The sequence below is a fragment of the Thalassoglobus sp. genome (assembly GCF_048270125.1).
In the GTDB taxonomy this organism is placed as follows: Bacteria; Planctomycetota; Planctomycetia; order Planctomycetales; family Planctomycetaceae; genus Thalassoglobus.
The window spans coordinates 456523-471593 of record NZ_JBLWTN010000001.1; the positions used below are offsets into that span (position 1 = coordinate 456523).

The window sequence follows — 15071 nt, forward strand, 5'->3', positions numbered from 1 at the left end:
GACGATGAAAACAGTCGCTGTAGTTTTGGAAGAAATGGGCCGACCTGCTCCCTATGCAAAATCGAAACCGCTTCAGTTGGAAGATTTGGAACTGACGCCACCTGACGAATGCGAAGTGTTAGTCGAGATTGTCGCTGCCGGTCTTTGCCACTCAGATCTCTCTGTGATCAATGGTTCGAGGCCGCGGGTCATGCCGATGGTTCTCGGGCACGAAGCGGCCGGAATTGTAAGAGAAGTTGGGCCCGGAGTTCGGGATTTTCAACCGGATGACCATGTCGTTTTTTCGTATGTTCCAGTTTGCGGTCGCTGCACTTGCTGCCAATCTGGTCGTGCTGCTTTGTGCGAACGTGGAGCCGTGGCGAACACGGAGGGTTCACTTTTGAGTGGGAAACGACACTTCAGTCGAAGCAACGGGCAAGAACTGCACCACCATCTGGGCGTCTCAGCATTCTCTCAATATACCGTGGCAGCCGAGGAGTCTCTTGTCAAAATCTCCAAATCGCTCCCGCTCGATAAGGCGGCTCTATTTGGCTGCGCCGTGATGACCGGTGTCGGTGCAGTGGTCAACACGGCAAAGATTCAAGCTGGTCAATCAGTTGCAGTCTTTGGCATGGGCGGAGTCGGATTAAGCAGCATTATGGGTGCCAGAGCGTCAGGAGCATTCCCAATTGTCGCGGTCGATCTGCTCGATGCAAAACTTGCTCTCGCAAAAAAAGCGGGAGCGACTCACGCCGTCAATGCCAGCGATCATGATGCCGTTGAAGCTGTGAAAAACATCACCGGAGGGGGTGCTTCGGTCACCTTCGAAGCAGTCGGCAGCGAAGTTGTCCTCGCCCAGGCCTACGCCGCAACAGCGCGTGGCGGTAAGACGGTCTGCATGGGGCTTCCACACCCCAGTAAGATGCTCTCAATTCCAGCTGTGAGCCTCGTCGCTGAAGAACGTACGATTCTGGGATCGTATATGGGATCGTCCGTCCCTCGTCGTGACATCCCTCGCTTTATCGATATGTATGAAGCTGGACTCCTACCAGTCGACCTGCTGCAATCTTCGACTCTAAAACTAAGCGACATCAACGCAGCCTTCGATGATCTCGCCGCAGGAACAGTAGCCCGCCAAACTGTGCTGATGTAGAGGCGATCAAGGAGTCGCTCGCCTCCCATTGGGAATCAAATCAACCGCAGGCCGCCCCTGGCTTGTTTGCTTTCCTGAGTCTTCAAAGCCTGCTTGCAAGATGCCAGTTTTGTTCTGGTCGAAGTGCCAGGCCCATTGGAGTTGCACCGGCCAATCAGAGATGATCCAGTAATGTCCTTGCCAGGGAATTTTCTGCTTCTTCATCCATGGACGTTCGCTTGCCCCTTTGCCCTCTTTCACGACACAAAAAAGATCCCGCAGCATATGTGGATTACTGCCATAGTAGGAGTGCCCAAGAATACTGGTGTCGATGACTGCACATTCGACAGTATCAAGCCCCTCCATAATCACAGGAGCGCGAGATGCACCTGCTCGCTCTTCACCATTCTTATATGAAGAGGCAATCAATGCGGAATCATTCAGACAACGATAAAGCGTTGTTCGATTCGCCTGTTCGATGACATCATCCCCTAATCGTTTGAACTCGTCGACGCCGACATCGGGGGCACATAGGACAATGTTTTCAAACCGTATCTCAGGCTCTCCCGAAATTGGATTTAATCGAGAGAGACTACGCATCACGAGTCGGTTCCCCATGCTGTGAACAACGAGATTCACTTTCGAGCCCGCGGGAACGTTCGCTTTAAGGTCATCCAGAAATTGCATAAACGGTTCAATGGAATCATCGACCACTTCACCATCGCGCTGATAGTTATCGACACCACCTTGCGAAGGCCAACTGTAGGAAATGATGGCCCCATTGAACGGCATGTCTCGGGCGATTTGTGCAAGCCGACTGACTGACGATTCAAAATCGACATTAAAGCCATGAACAAAGACCAGAACATCTTTCTGACGCGATGCTTCAATGTTCGCGTTTAACTGCGAATAAAAGTCACGATCAGGAAGTGGCGTCACGTTTTCGACGCTTGTGTATTTCGCTTCATCAAAAATCACCTCACGCTGCCAAGGCTGAGGTAATGCTCCAACAAGTTTCCCCAGGAAGCCATCCGGTCGAGCTGCTTCAAGTTCTTCTTCGGTCGGTTCCGTGAGCGTGACGGAGCAGCGACCGTATCTTAAGTTTTCTGAATAGTCATTCTCGTAACTGACATTTCGCACCCCGTCGCTTGGTTGCGGATTTCGATTAGTGGCGAACAGTACACGCCACTTTGAAAATTGCCCTTCAGAGTAGTCTTCAACGGTGACAGGTTCTGCAAGTGAATCCCGGTAGCGCCATTTGAAGTCGTATTCGAGACTTTCGGGGTCTGGCTCTGTCTGCCCGACCAGTTCCTGCTCATACAACGTGTCGTAGACAAGGACATTGTCAGGTGGAGTGAGAAATAACTTCGGAAGTCGACATCCAGTTGAACTCAACAGGAGCACGCAGCAGGCGGTCCAGTAAATGTAAGATGTGATTGCCCGCTCCATAAACCCTCTCCGAATGACATCCTGTCAGCCTGAAAAGATTATCGACGGTCGCAAATCAACGCAGTAGAAATTCTCTCCTTCCGACTGGAGCAACAGAGAATCGTCCTCCCCGAAGCAAAATCTGCCGCTCAACTCGGCAATTTTTACGCTCTGAAGCATTTCCAAAGGCGAAATCCCAGTGATATTGAGGGACGGTCCTGGCACAGCGGAATTTCGGACCAACAACTCATGGAGCATGATCCGCCTCCCAGCCCGGGAGCCAGTCTTTTCAATTCGCAATCAATCCAGTGAATTGAAATGCTTTCCGAATTGCCTCGCATGTGTACAATTCAGTTTGCGGGCAGAGAGGTCAACATGGTGGAGTCAATGAACACGGTACCTGAGTATACTAAGACAGAACACCGAAACTGGGTCAACTCACAACAAGACCGAATGACTTCTCTGGTCGAGAAGTGGGCCTCAATCAATTCGGGGACATACCACCGGGCCGGTGTTGAATCGATGGTCAACGTCTTGCTTCCCGAGTTTTCGAAGTTTGACGCCGTCCCCCAAATTCTTGACCTCCCGAATATTCAACAAGTCAATGATCGAGGAGCGTTGCAGGCTATCGAGCTGGGACCGGCTCTCTCAGTCCGTTGTCGGCCTGATGCAACGAAGCGAGTCTTACTTGCTATTCATACAGATACGGTTTACTCGGTAGATTCAGCTTTCCAAGCAGTTAAACACGATTCGAATCGGTTATGCGGACCGGGAGTCGCAGACGCCAAAGGGGGCATCGCGATTCTGCTGGTTGCTCTCGAAGCATTGGAACGGTTTCTCCCAGAAGAGTTTCAAAATGATTTCGGCTGGGAAGTTCTACTGAACCCTGACGAGGAGATTGGCTCTCCCGGGTCTGCTTCATTGCTCCAGGCAGCGGCATCCCGCAACCACGTGGGACTTTTGTTTGAACCATCACTCCCGGATGGCTCACTCGTATCACAACGTAAAGGCTCTGCGAATTTCGAGATCGTCTGCCGAGGAAAATCTGCTCATGCAGGGAGACATTTTGAAGCAGGACGAAACGCCATCGCCGCTGCAGCCAGTATCGCAGTTCAAATTCACTCCCTGAACGAACGCTGGCCCGGCACCACGTTCAATGTCGCAAGAATCGATGGCGGAGGCCCCCTGAATATGGTCCCGGACATTGGCGTCGTTGGTGTCAATGTTCGATATTCAGACCAGGATCAGGAAGCGACAATTCTCCAGACCTTAGATGGAATCTTGACAGCGGTCTCTTCCGCTACAGGTGTTGAGTCCGAACGGTTTGGCGAATTTACAGCTCCTCCGAAGCAGGTCGAAGGCTTGACGAAAACTCTTTTGCAACAAGTGGTTGAAACTGGAACTGAATTAGGACTCAACATGAACCTGCGGCCCACAGGTGGTGTCTGCGACGGAAACCGTTTACAGCGATGGGGGCTACCCAATGTAGACACACTTGGAGTTCGAGGAGGGGAAATCCATAGTCACGATGAATTTATGATCATAGAGAGCCTCTCCGAACGAGCAACATTGACTGCCGAGCTCTTACTCGGATGGGCGATGAATGAGATTCCCTGGCCAACTACCTGAGCTGAGTTCGGCAGCTCTGGCCCCCCTGAATTTGAGCAGCTTGCTCTCCCCGTCTGCCCATCTGAAGCTCGTTTCACTCGGAAAAAACTGTTCGCGAAGAGGCAGAACGCGAACACCAATTCGATCAATGTTAAGACCTCGAAAGACCGCTATGAACACATCCACCCCGAATCTCCCGGAAGTTGGGCTCAGCCAGCTATGCAACGATCCTCGAATCGTTGAGGCCCAACGTTTGATTCGCGAAACGATTAGTGAGTTCAAAGGTCGCATCACAGATATCCGTTCGCCTAAACCTGAACTTTCAGAACCGTATGAAAAACTGCTTTCTGAGATGGGCGATCTGCGAGGTGGAGGGCTTTATTACCCTTATCTGGGAAGTGGAATTGGAAATGGAGCTCTGGTCGAATTGGCGGATGGGAGCATCAAGTACGACATGATCAGCGGTATCGGTGTCCACATCTGCGGGCATAGTCACGAAGAGCTGATTGAATCTCTGGTCGAGGCGGCTCTCTCCGACACGGTGATGCAGGGAAATCTGCAACAGAATCTTGATTCTTATCATCTCTGCAAAGATTTACTGGCACTGGCAACAAAAACGGGAGCCAATCTGGATCATTGCTTTCTTTCCACCAGCGGAGCAATGGCCAATGAGAATGCTCTGAAGATGCTGTTCCAGAAGAAGTCTCCTGCGGATCGCATGCTGACTTTCGAAAACAGTTTTTCCGGTCGCACCATGGCACTTGCTCAATTGACCGACCGCCCCGGAAACCGTGATGGTCTTCCAGAGACGATTTCCGTCGATTATGTCCCGTTCTTCGATCAGAACGATCCCGAAGAAAGCACCAAACGCAGCGTGGACGCTCTGCAAAAATTCCTCGACAGATACCCTGATCGACACGCGGGAATGTGCCTCGAATTGATTCAAGGAGAAGGGGGCTATTATTCCGCACCACGTGAATATTTTGTTGCACTCTTTGAATGCTTACGACGACATCAGATTCCGGTTTTCATTGACGAGATTCAAACATTTGGCCGAACGTCTCGCATGTTCGCGTTTCAACACCTGGGGCTCGATGAATATGTGGATCTGGTCACTATCGGAAAAATGAGCCAGGTATGCGCCACGTTTTTCAGCGACGAGATGAAACCTCGTCCCGGTCTCATCAGCCAAACGTTTACCGGAGCGACTTCCTCCATTCATGCTGCCCGTTTTATTCTCAAGCAGTTTCAGGATGGAGAGTTTTTGGGCGACAACGGACGAACCCAAGAGATCCACAACAGGTTCACAGCCCATTTCGAAAAGCTGCACACTGCAACCCCGGACCGGATCACTGGACCTTATGGAGTGGGGGGAATGGTGGCGTTTACAGTCTTTGACGGAAGTCCAAAACGGACCAAAGAGTTCCTCAACGCCTTGTTTGATGCTGGTGTGATCGCATTTCCCGCAGGGGCCAACCCCACACGGGTCCGTATGCTCCCACCTTTGCTCGCAATTCAGAATGAAGACATCGACAAAGTTTGTGAAGTCATTCAAAGCGTATTGAATCAAATTGCAGAACCACCGCAATCAGCCTTCGACGGCTTGGCATAAAAGCTTCTCCCAATCGAGACTCGAAACTGCTTCGCGCCACTGCGGTGCGACGAAAACTCGCACGCGTTTCACCCAGTCGTCAAACTGCGTTGTTGCAAGCGCATCAATGACTGGGGAAACCTGTCGAAGCGGACGATAGCTCTTTTCTTTCGGGAAATAGACATCAATCGCGAACTCAACTTCGCGATGCGGTGGAGGAGCATCAATAATTAAGTCGAGATGAGTCATGTCGAGGCTCAACTCTGCTTTGATCTGACCGACGACATGATTCGAGATTTTCGTAATTTCGGAATATGGTCGACCAGCGATCAAATTGTAAACAGGCGATTCCTGATCGTGACTGAATTCAACAGCTCGCTTGTAGAGTCGACGATTCGGACCGAACAAAGAATCCAGAAGTTCCTCTTCTGGCTGTCCGGTGGCAGTCGCTCGCAGTTCGGAAACCATTTCGGCATCGGTCGAACCGAACATGGCTGGGAGATCGATCTGTTCGTGCAACTCATAAAATGCGCGAGCGAACATACTCGTTGCCGAGCGGACGGCGTGATGCCAGTAAACTTCGCTGAACATGACATACCGCGCGAACACCATGAGTTCGGCTGCCGTTTTCCCTTTGGCAGTGATGGCCAAACCATCACCTTTCTCGTTCAGGATCAGTGACTGGATCAGTCGTTGCCGATCAAAATTCCGCCCGTAGGGAACTCCGCAATGCAAACTGTCTCGATCCAGGTAGTCCATCTTGTCAACATCGATCGGTCCAGAGAGGATAGATCTCAGTAATCGAAGCTTGGGGGCATCCGTTTTCGGATCAAGAATGTCAAGCACTTCGCTGGAATTGATGTTCCATTCGTTTTTTAAGACCTGCGTAATTTCGGACCCTTCGGCCAGGTAGCGGGCAGCATGAGCTTCGTGAGGAACAAGCCCCTCAATACCGAGATCTTCAATCGGATGGCAAAAAGGCCAATGTCCCAAATCGTGCAGCAGTGACGCAACAATCAACAGCTCAGCAGAATGCGGGTCGACGATTTTTTGAAAACGTTCATCCTTGCAAAGTTGTTGGAGATATCGCAAAGCATTGTGATAAACACCCAGTGCATGCTCGAACCGTGTATGCCGGGCCCCGGGATAAACTTTTGAGACAAGTCCCAGCTGACTGATGTCATTCAGGCGTTGAAATTCGGCAGTGTCGACAAGTGCTCGAACTCTCGGGGTAAATGGAACGTTCAGTTCATCCGGGACTCGAATTAGCGATCGCCCCGACTGGAGATCTGCAAGTTCCGGGATATCGTCGAATTGAGTGAGCATCGTCGAGAAATGTCTTCTTTGACTTTGATTCGCAGTTGATTGAGGAACTGATCTCGAAAGTTACAGATTCAGAAAGTTGCGTAACATGTCAGTTCCAGAAGGAGACAGGAAGCTTTCAGGGTGGAACTGAACTCCATAAATCGGATACTTACGATGTCGAACCCCCATTAACTCCGCAGGGTGATCGTCGTCACGCGTCCAGGCACAAGCAATAAGGTCCTCAGTCAAAGATTCCTCAGGAACAACGAGACTGTGATACCGGGTCATTGTGACTGGCATCGGGATCCCAGCAAAAACTCCTTGATTATCATGATGGATTTGGGACGTTTTTCCGTGCATCAATCGATCCGCCCGAACAACTTGGGCACCGTAAGCTTCAGAAATACATTGATGCCCCAAACAAACACCCAAAAGAGGAATTTTCGGCCCAAAATGCTTAATCAATTCGCATGACAGTCCCGCTTCAGAAGGCGTACATGGACCGGGCGAAATAATCATTCGCTCGGGATTCAAGGACTCGATCTCGCTGCATGAAGTTTGATCGTTGCGACGAACCTGAATGTCTAGTGAAGAATCAATCTCGCCCAGTCGCTGAACGAGGTTGTACGTGAACGAGTCGTAATTATCGAGAACAAAAATCATGATGAAAACAGCGATGTTTTGTGTGAGCAGATTGAGACCGTGTCAACTGAGATCGCACTAACAGCGACCGTGTCAACGGAAACTGAGCAGTGAGTACGAGGGCAGGGGAGTTAGGAATTCGAATCGAAATGTTGTGAACGCAAAAGACCGGCAGACGATTCAAAGTAACGTTTTTGTCGTGTTACGGTTTCTTGAGATGCTTCGTGTTGAGATTTCAAATCGTGCAAATTGGCATTGCAGATTCGGCAGCCAACAACTTCTGTATGGAAGATGATATAGTCTTCGACGTCCGGTTCGGCAACTCCCAGAACAAAGGTCCCAAGTGTTTCCCGTGTTGGACAACTTAGTTGGCGGCGGCGCCAGATTTCACCGAGAGTGTGGCCTCCGCTGTCTCGACGTCTCGAAAGCAAAGCGGCACGGTGCCGCAAATCGCTCTGTTCGCGCAGAATCTGCTCGACTTCCGCAGAACGATCTGTGGGGAGCATCTCGTCAAGATACGCCAGGAGTTCTTCATCAGAAAGGGGGGAATCTGACATGATTGAATACGATCTGGTTTTTGATTCTGTCTCATGAGAAGATTGCAGCCGATTTTCGTTCACTGTAGCATAACATGAAGCCGAGAATGAAATCAGCGTCCGATCAAATTTTCCCAAGTCATCGTTTTATGCGAATCCTTGTGGCAGGGCGATCCTGCAACACAATTCCCTCAAGAGTTGGGCACTCAAGTGGGAAACATCAGGTGGACACGATGGAACAGTGATTGTTCGTAGCTGTTTGTTAGTAGTCAGCGTTCACACTGAACGTTGACTCCCTTTGCGGACGAAGTTCCCCGTCATGAGCGTCAATGCCGGAAACGATGACGAGGACGAGTACGAAAATTGACAGGGAAGAGAAAGAAGTGGAGCAGGCGAAAACGAAACGGGATCAAAAAACAAAAACGAAATTTCACTATTGATAAACTTCGATTGAATAAATTTGACTGATTTGCCCGAGACAAAATTCTCGACTCAATAGACATCCCCGCCTGACAGGGCAGATCAGAAAACATTCCTGAATATCCATGACTCTGAAAGACAAAGAATCCAACCGGTGACAATTCGGTTTCAAAAACGATCGAGGCGATTTCAAATGCTGTGCCGATTCCTGGCTCCCAACAGGATCGAACGGCGAGAAGAAGCTTCCTGTCCATCTCGCCGTTCTGAGAAAATCTCGCCACATCGAACAAGAATTTTGATGAAGCGATCTTCTCAACAAAATTTCGCGCAACCTCAGCCTGAAACCAGATTTCATTTTGAGGTGATCCTCTAATGCGATTTCGCACATTCAGGAATGATGATCCGCCGCAGCTGTTCTCGTTATGCCGACAAGTGGAACTTGGCCGCGGCGCGGCAAAGCCGGAATCGATTCACGCATTTGAATTGGCTGTCTATGGTCTTCCCTACTTTGACCCTGAAGGACTGATCATTGCTGAAGAAAATGGAAAAATCGCAGGTTTTGTCCATGCAGGCTTCGGCTTTTCCGACGATTTGAACTCACTGGATCAGACAAAAGGAGTCATTTGCTGGCTGGTTGTTTCACAGCAGCATCAGCGGAGCGGAATCGGAAAACAGCTCATTCAACTTGGTGAAGAATACTTGTTGAATCGAGGAGCGACATCGATTCAGGCAGGGCAGTCCAGATACCGTGATCCTTTCTACTTTGGTCTTTACGGAGGAGCTCGATGCTCAGGATTCCTCCAATCCGACAGAATGGCAGCCCCCTTTCTGAAGAGTGTCGGTTACGAACCGATTGAGAACACGGATGTCTTCCAACGGGATCTGACTTCAACTCGCGATCCGATGAACCTCAAAATCATGAAGCTCAGACGGATCACCGAGTTACAAATCGCCGATCAGCCTGAAGACCCCAGTTACTGGTGGCTGACACACTTCGGAAATATTGATTCGATGCTCTACACGGTGGTCAACAAAAAGACGAAGGTAAAGATTGCCTCACTGACTGCCGTCAATCTGGACCACTTTATCCAGCGTTGGGGAGAACGTGTTGTTGGACTGGTCGATGTTTACGTCGAGCCAAGCCATCGCGGAGAGGGATACGCAACCTTGCTTGTCGTTGAAGCACTCAGGCAACTGAAGTCGAACTTTACGACACGTGCGGAAGTTCACGTTGCACAGGATCATCCAACGGCACTTCAAGCAATCTCCACTGCTGGATTCGAGAAAGTGGACACTTCAACAGTCTACCAAAAAAAAATGTGAGCGAGTCCCACATCTCATCGTGACTGTTTCTCAGTCTGTTTTTTCTGGGATGAAAGCGAATCCATCGCATGTTTAAGGTCGATCTGCAGTCATCTCGCTTCATCCATGGCAGTCATCTCTCCCCTCGGTGGTGAATCACCGAGAGATAAATGGGACATTGGATACCTTGAGCAACTTTCGAAATGGTGTACAGGTTCTGCCTCGTGGCGAACAGCAATCATATTGATGAAACGCGTTCTTCACTGGCGCACGGTAGAGCAAACTGCTCTAAATGAAACATGCTCTGACGAACGCCTCGAACCTGCCACCGATCTCCAAATTGCCCGCAGCATTTCTGCTGCGTGCCTGCAGAAAACAGAACGAAAGTTCTGGCACCGAACCTCAGATCGTGATGCACCGATCACGGGCAACAACTTCCCAGTGGCCCACAATTTCTCCATCAGCAATGACTGTCGCCTCTTTGTATAAAGCCGAGGTCGGGCAGACGTGTCGCGGGAATGCAAGTGTCCAGTCGCCTGGTTGGAATTTTCCAGCATCATCGCTTTCAATTACGAGATGTTCTTCATTCTGTAGAACCTGCTTGCCGTCCGGAAGTTCAGGAAGATAGACGCGCTGTCCCATCGGAGGGTCAGACGCAACTCCTTTTGTCCCGACATCAAAGGTGACTCGATTTTCAGTCGGCCGGCTGATAACTCGCGTCAAGACCGCTGCTGCAGGTGTGAAGACTTGCAGGTCCGGATAAGCAGTGTCATACCCGATATCATGAAACGTACAAGTACCCGGGCTAAGCTCAATGACAGGATCGGTCATCGGTGCATAAGCCTGAAATGTTGGAGTTCCCCCACAGACAATTTTCGGAACCGGATAGCCATCAGCTTCAAGACGATCTCTAAATGCCGAAATCAGAGTCCAGTATTCTTCGACAGCCGCCTGACGATCTTTTAGTTCCGAATCATGCAAATGGCCGTCGTAGAGATGAAACCCGGCTGGATGGATGCCCGGTGTTTCTGCCAGTTGCTTGTAGAGTTCGTAAGCCTCATCACCTACGGGACGGCCAGTTCGGTCTCGACCGGGATTGACGTCAAGCAGAACATCAATCTCTGTCCCTGCTGCGGTCATTGCTTCACCAAGCTGGGTGATATTTGCAGGATCGTCTGCAGTGACAGCAAAACGGACATCGGGATACTTTGTCCGAAAATTGACTCCGCGTGCGATGTTTGGGCCAACGAGGTTGTACGCGAGAAAAATGTCTTTAACGCCAACATCCGCCAACATTTCCGACTCTGCGAATGTCGCTGCCTTCTGTTTCGTGATCCCTGCTGCGAGTTGCAGCTTCGTCAACTCAGGCATTTTATGAGTTTTGCAATGTGGTCTCAGCCGCCCAATATCACCGGCAATTTCGATCATTGTGTTGAGGTTGTGCTCAACAAGTTCGCGAAAAACGACAAATCCTGGACTTAAGATTTTCTCGGGATGATGAATTCGGTATTCGGCACGCATTGCGTTCATGAGACTTCTGTTGACCTGCTCGGTTTGCTGATTGATGATTCAAACAGTGAACAGAGTGAACAGTTGAACTCAATTTTGCAATCGAGAACTCAATCTAGGATTTATGAGCCTCGTAAGTGTCGAATTCATGAGACTCAAGCACATCGGCATGATCACCCAAGGTTTCCTGAATCGAGATAAAGTCCGCTTCGCGTTGAAGAAAGGCTTCGACGATCCGAGAGTCAAAAGCGGCTCCGGCACCTTCCAGAATGATCTTCTTTGCCAGGCGATGAGAGTAAGCTTCTTTGTAGACCCGTTTACTCGTTAATGCGTCATAGACATCAGCCACGGCTGTGATTCGGCCACACAATGGAATATCTTCACCGCTAATCCCATACGGGTAGCCAGTCCCGTCGAATCTCTCATGATGAGAGATCGCGATATCAGTTGCCATTTGCAGAAAGCCTGCACAAGGACTGTGCTGTGAGACTTCACGAAGAGTCTGAGCCCCCAGCAGAGTGTGAGTCTTCATGATCTCAAACTCAGTCTCTGTCAGCGAGCCCTCTTTCAATAATATATGATCCGGGATCGCCACTTTCCCAATGTCATGGAGAGGCGTCGTGAGGTAAATCAGGTTCACGTATTCCCCGTCGATGATATTACAAAACGCATCTTGTTTCGTCAGTTCATCTGCCAGAACACGGGCGTACTCTCGCATTCGCTCCAAGTGAGCCCCGGTCTCCCGGTCTCGTGATTCAGCCAGTTTCGCGAGGGCGAAGATCATTAACTCGCGACTTTCCAAGTTGAGCACACGTTCGCCGACACGCACCCGGACGAGAAGTTCCGTGGGGTCAAAAGGCTTGGTCAGAAAGTCATCGGCTCCGGCTTCTAACCCGCAAACAACGTTGTCGATTCCGCCATGTGATGTCAGAAGAATGACGTAGATGTACCCGCCCGATCGGCGACTGCGAATCTCTTCGCATAACTCCAAACCGGTCATTCCGGGCATTTGCCAGTCGGAAATCAGGATTTTGTATCGACCAGTACGCAGGAGTTCGCTCGCATCGAGTCCATTGTGGACAACGGTGACCTCATAGCCGAATTTTCTCAGCGCATGAGCGATCACTTCTGCTGTAATGGTGTCGTCATCTGCGACAAGGATCTGCACGACTTTGTATCCAGTTAGTCAAACACCAGTGAGGGGGGAATGGTGATTTCGTTTCTCGATGATCTCTAATGAACCTCGACCGTGAGATATTCATTGACGATTCGATGAACTTTGGAAGCTTCGTCTGAAAGCTTTGAAACCAGCCTCGGGAGTTGCCCATTGGCTGAAGCATCAGCTGCATCATAAATTTGTGAAGCCAGCGAACTGATTTCCGTCGCACACATCGTTCCGGCTTCGCCTTTCAGGTGATGTGCGAGTTCCTTGATTTGCGTCTGCCGATTTCGTTTCACGGCATCTTCAATCTCGTGGACAACCTGCGACAACGAGGCCTGAAACCGATCAAGGAGCCTTTGTACGAGTTCCTGATTTCCCAGGCACTTTTCGGACAATTGCTCAAACTGAAATGTTTCGTGAGACATTTTCAACAGACTCTTTTCAAGCATAAACGAACTTCATTGAATGCGAGGCTGGTTGATTATGCCTCCCAACTCCACATTGAAACCGTAGCACTCTGATCCAGTCAAACTCCTTGTTTACAGAAAACTTACCTCAGTTTTGAAATCAAAGTTCGGATTATCTGGATTGGCGTGGTTACGAAAGTCCAAATTCCACTTTCGTGAACAAATACACACGTTTTGGAATTGCGATTTCGTACAGAGCTGATGTGGGCTGGCCAACCACAAAACCGGAATAACCGGAACCACAGTGCTGATTAGTGTTTCACATCCAAAGATCAACATCGGAACGTGCGGATTCTATGTTGCGACGCTCATGAGCGTCCGAATTGAGCAGTATCGACATGTTCAAATGATCCTGCAGAATTCACAAAACCGGGCTTACAGGCAAGGAGTCCTATTCATGAGCCGTCACAAATATCTACTCGTGACGCTGTTGATCTTCTCAGCTTCCAGTCAAGTTCAAGCCGACGGATTATTTCTGAATGGAGTCTCACCTCGATCAATTGGACGTGGTGGAACCAACATCGGACACAGCGATAACGGGGCAATCCTGTTCGACAACCCGGCTGCGATGACCAACATCAAGGGCCATTGGCTGAACGAAGTCGGAGTCGATATTCTGATCACAGATTTCGAGTATCAGGATGAGCAGAACACTCGCACAGCCAGTAGTTCGATCGGGACCCCGCTTCCGCAAATCTCCATGATCCGCAAGAGTGCCGATGGTCACTGGGCTTACGGATTCGGAGTTTTCACTCCAGCTGGTTTCTCTGAGTCTTATCGAATGAACGGTTCGTTCCCGTTCCTGGGCCCGCAAAGTTACGATTCATTTGGGTCACTCACAAAGATTCTTCCCGGACTCGCTTACGCTCCCAATGATCGTTTCAGTTTTGGTGGAACTTTGGGAGTCGGTGTCAGTCACGTCGAGGTGGAATCTCCCTACTTCCTGCAAAGCCCGGGACCACTGCAAGGAACACCAACGCTGCTCGACCTGCAAGGAACCGGTGCCACGCTCATCTGGTCAGCAGGGATGCAGTACAAATTGAGCGAAGCAACGACCTTCGGATTGACTTACCAGAGCGAAAGCGATTTCAAACTGGATGGTCGCGCACATGTCGCCATTCCGACAATGGGCTCTAGTCGATACGACGCCGATATCAAAATCAAATGGCCTCGTTCACTTGGGGTTGGTGTGAAGCATCAGTTGACTCGTCGCGGAACATTTTCGGCAGATGTCATCTGGTTCGACTGGTCAAGTGCATTCAAAGATTTGAACATCGCATTGAACGGACCAGAAACACCTGGCTATCCCGAAGTGAACGAAACACTTCCACTCGACTGGAGCGACACCGTCTCAATACGCCTGGGGCATGAAATCGATCTTGGTCGCTGTCAAACATTGCGATTCGGGTATGTCTATCATCGGAATCCTATTCCCAGAACGACCATCACCCCACTCATTCAAGCGATCACCGAACATGGACTTTCAACGGGCTATGGATTCGTATTCCATGGTGTTGAAATCGACCTCGCTTACATGCTGACAATCGGAAAAGATGTCCATGTCACAAACAGTCAACTTGTGGGCGGAGACTTCAATAACGCCAGACACGGAGCGGTGACTCACGCCATTTCAGTCGGAGCAATCAAGCGGTTTTAGAGCAGTTTGCTCTACCGTGTGCCCGTGAAGAACGCATTTCTCTACTAAAAATTCTGTTCGCCACGAGGCAGATCCTGCAAACCAATTCGAAAGATGCTCTAAAGCCTCGCACGGCGCCGGATCAGCGACTTTCAGAGATGTGCTCAATTTCCGGTGATCTCCGGTGATCCATTAAACAGTCTTTGCTGATCGGACCAGCTTTCGAAACCTTGGACAGTTGTCCAAGGTTTTCGAATCTGTTCGATACTTTTGAGACTTTCGACAATGCTGTGGGGTCGCAAATACAGTAACATCTCGAACCAAAATCGTTGATGTTGTCCCGAGAAGAGGTTT

At 50.0% G+C, this 15071-nt stretch carries 12 protein-coding genes; 5 read left to right on the forward strand and 7 right to left on the reverse strand.

The genetic code is table 11. The features are described from left to right. The first annotated feature begins 4 nt into the window (after positions 1–4). Positions 5–1132 carry a zinc-dependent alcohol dehydrogenase family protein gene (locus tag ACN0YR_RS01665; protein WP_417847466.1) on the forward strand — a complete coding sequence of 376 codons (1128 nt, stop codon included), beginning with the start codon at positions 5–7 and terminating at the stop codon, positions 1130–1132. A gap of 6 nt (positions 1133–1138) precedes the next feature. Here the strand turns inward: ACN0YR_RS01665 and ACN0YR_RS01670 are convergent, their stop codons facing one another. Then, entirely contained in the window at positions 1139–2560 is a 1422-nt protein-coding gene (locus ACN0YR_RS01670) for an alpha/beta hydrolase (protein WP_417847467.1), read from the reverse strand. 366 nt (positions 2561–2926) lie between these two features. Between ACN0YR_RS01670 and ACN0YR_RS01675 the strand changes: the two genes are divergently transcribed. Then, complete coding sequence (locus tag ACN0YR_RS01675) at positions 2927–4168, forward strand: hydrolase (RefSeq protein ID WP_417847468.1); 1242 nt, start codon at positions 2927–2929, stop codon at positions 4166–4168. A gap of 151 nt (positions 4169–4319) precedes the next feature. Continuing rightward, positions 4320–5759, forward strand: coding sequence for an aminotransferase class III-fold pyridoxal phosphate-dependent enzyme (locus ACN0YR_RS01680; protein ID WP_417847469.1), 1440 nt, complete (start codon positions 4320–4322; stop codon positions 5757–5759). On the opposite strand, the gene ACN0YR_RS01685 is transcribed toward ACN0YR_RS01680, so the two are convergent. The 3 genes from ACN0YR_RS01685 to ACN0YR_RS01695 all read right to left on the reverse strand — a co-directional run bounded on the left by ACN0YR_RS01685 (position 5736) and on the right by ACN0YR_RS01695 (position 8242). Next, positions 5736–7064, reverse strand: coding sequence for an HD domain-containing protein (locus ACN0YR_RS01685; RefSeq protein ID WP_417847470.1), 1329 nt, complete (start codon positions 7062–7064; stop codon positions 5736–5738). The genes ACN0YR_RS01680 and ACN0YR_RS01685 overlap by 24 nt on opposite strands. Before the next feature lie 60 nt (positions 7065–7124). Continuing rightward, positions 7125–7706 carry an anthranilate synthase component II gene (locus tag ACN0YR_RS01690; protein WP_417847471.1) on the reverse strand — a complete coding sequence of 194 codons (582 nt, stop codon included), beginning with the start codon at positions 7704–7706 and terminating at the stop codon, positions 7125–7127. A gap of 110 nt (positions 7707–7816) precedes the next feature. Further along, positions 7817–8242, reverse strand: a complete 426-nt coding sequence (locus tag ACN0YR_RS01695) for a hypothetical protein (RefSeq protein ID WP_417847472.1) — start codon at positions 8240–8242, stop codon at positions 7817–7819. A 771-nt stretch (positions 8243–9013) separates the two neighbouring features. Here ACN0YR_RS01695 and ACN0YR_RS01700 point away from each other — a divergent pair. Then, positions 9014–9964: a GNAT family N-acetyltransferase gene (locus ACN0YR_RS01700; protein ID WP_417847473.1), complete on the forward strand. Its 951-nt coding sequence runs from the start codon at positions 9014–9016 to the stop codon at positions 9962–9964. A gap of 381 nt (positions 9965–10345) precedes the next feature. Here ACN0YR_RS01700 and ACN0YR_RS01705 read toward each other — a convergent pair whose 3' ends face one another. The 3 genes from ACN0YR_RS01705 to ACN0YR_RS01715 form a co-directional block, all read right to left on the reverse strand. Continuing rightward, positions 10346–11473, reverse strand: coding sequence for a D-TA family PLP-dependent enzyme (locus ACN0YR_RS01705; RefSeq protein ID WP_417847474.1), 1128 nt, complete (start codon positions 11471–11473; stop codon positions 10346–10348). A 94-nt stretch (positions 11474–11567) separates the two neighbouring features. Further along, complete coding sequence (locus ACN0YR_RS01710; protein ID WP_417847475.1) at positions 11568–12620, reverse strand: HD domain-containing phosphohydrolase; 1053 nt, start codon at positions 12618–12620, stop codon at positions 11568–11570. A gap of 65 nt (positions 12621–12685) precedes the next feature. Next, positions 12686–13039: an Hpt domain-containing protein gene (locus ACN0YR_RS01715; protein ID WP_417847476.1), complete on the reverse strand. Its 354-nt coding sequence runs from the start codon at positions 13037–13039 to the stop codon at positions 12686–12688. A gap of 439 nt (positions 13040–13478) precedes the next feature. Here ACN0YR_RS01715 and ACN0YR_RS01720 point away from each other — a divergent pair, with 439 nt between their 5' ends. Next, positions 13479–14738 (forward strand): OmpP1/FadL family transporter, encoded by a 1260-nt coding sequence (locus ACN0YR_RS01720; RefSeq protein WP_417847477.1) that lies wholly within the window; start codon positions 13479–13481, stop codon positions 14736–14738. Positions 14739–15071: the final 333 nt, after the last annotated feature.

Bases quoted from the DNA above. Each gene is read 5' to 3' on its own strand.
- ACN0YR_RS01705 (WP_417847474.1), bottom strand. From the start codon at position 11,473: ATGAACGCAATGCGTGCCGAATACCGAATTCATCATCCCGAGAAAATC.
- ACN0YR_RS01680 (WP_417847469.1), top strand. From the start codon at position 4,320: ATGAACACATCCACCCCGAATCTCCCGGAAGTTGGGCTCAGCCAGCTA.
- ACN0YR_RS01665 (WP_417847466.1), top strand. From the start codon at position 5: ATGAAAACAGTCGCTGTAGTTTTGGAAGAAATGGGCCGACCTGCTCCC.
- ACN0YR_RS01700 (WP_417847473.1), top strand. From the start codon at position 9,014: ATGCGATTTCGCACATTCAGGAATGATGATCCGCCGCAGCTGTTCTCG.
- ACN0YR_RS01720 (WP_417847477.1), top strand. From the start codon at position 13,479: ATGAGCCGTCACAAATATCTACTCGTGACGCTGTTGATCTTCTCAGCT.
- ACN0YR_RS01715 (WP_417847476.1), bottom strand. From the start codon at position 13,039: ATGTCTCACGAAACATTTCAGTTTGAGCAATTGTCCGAAAAGTGCCTG.
- ACN0YR_RS01670 (WP_417847467.1), bottom strand. From the start codon at position 2,560: ATGGAGCGGGCAATCACATCTTACATTTACTGGACCGCCTGCTGCGTG.
- ACN0YR_RS01685 (WP_417847470.1), bottom strand. From the start codon at position 7,064: ATGCTCACTCAATTCGACGATATCCCGGAACTTGCAGATCTCCAGTCG.
- ACN0YR_RS01690 (WP_417847471.1), bottom strand. From the start codon at position 7,706: ATGATTTTTGTTCTCGATAATTACGACTCGTTCACGTACAACCTCGTT.
- ACN0YR_RS01695 (WP_417847472.1), bottom strand. From the start codon at position 8,242: ATGTCAGATTCCCCCCTTTCTGATGAAGAACTCCTGGCGTATCTTGAC.
- ACN0YR_RS01675 (WP_417847468.1), top strand. From the start codon at position 2,927: ATGAACACGGTACCTGAGTATACTAAGACAGAACACCGAAACTGGGTC.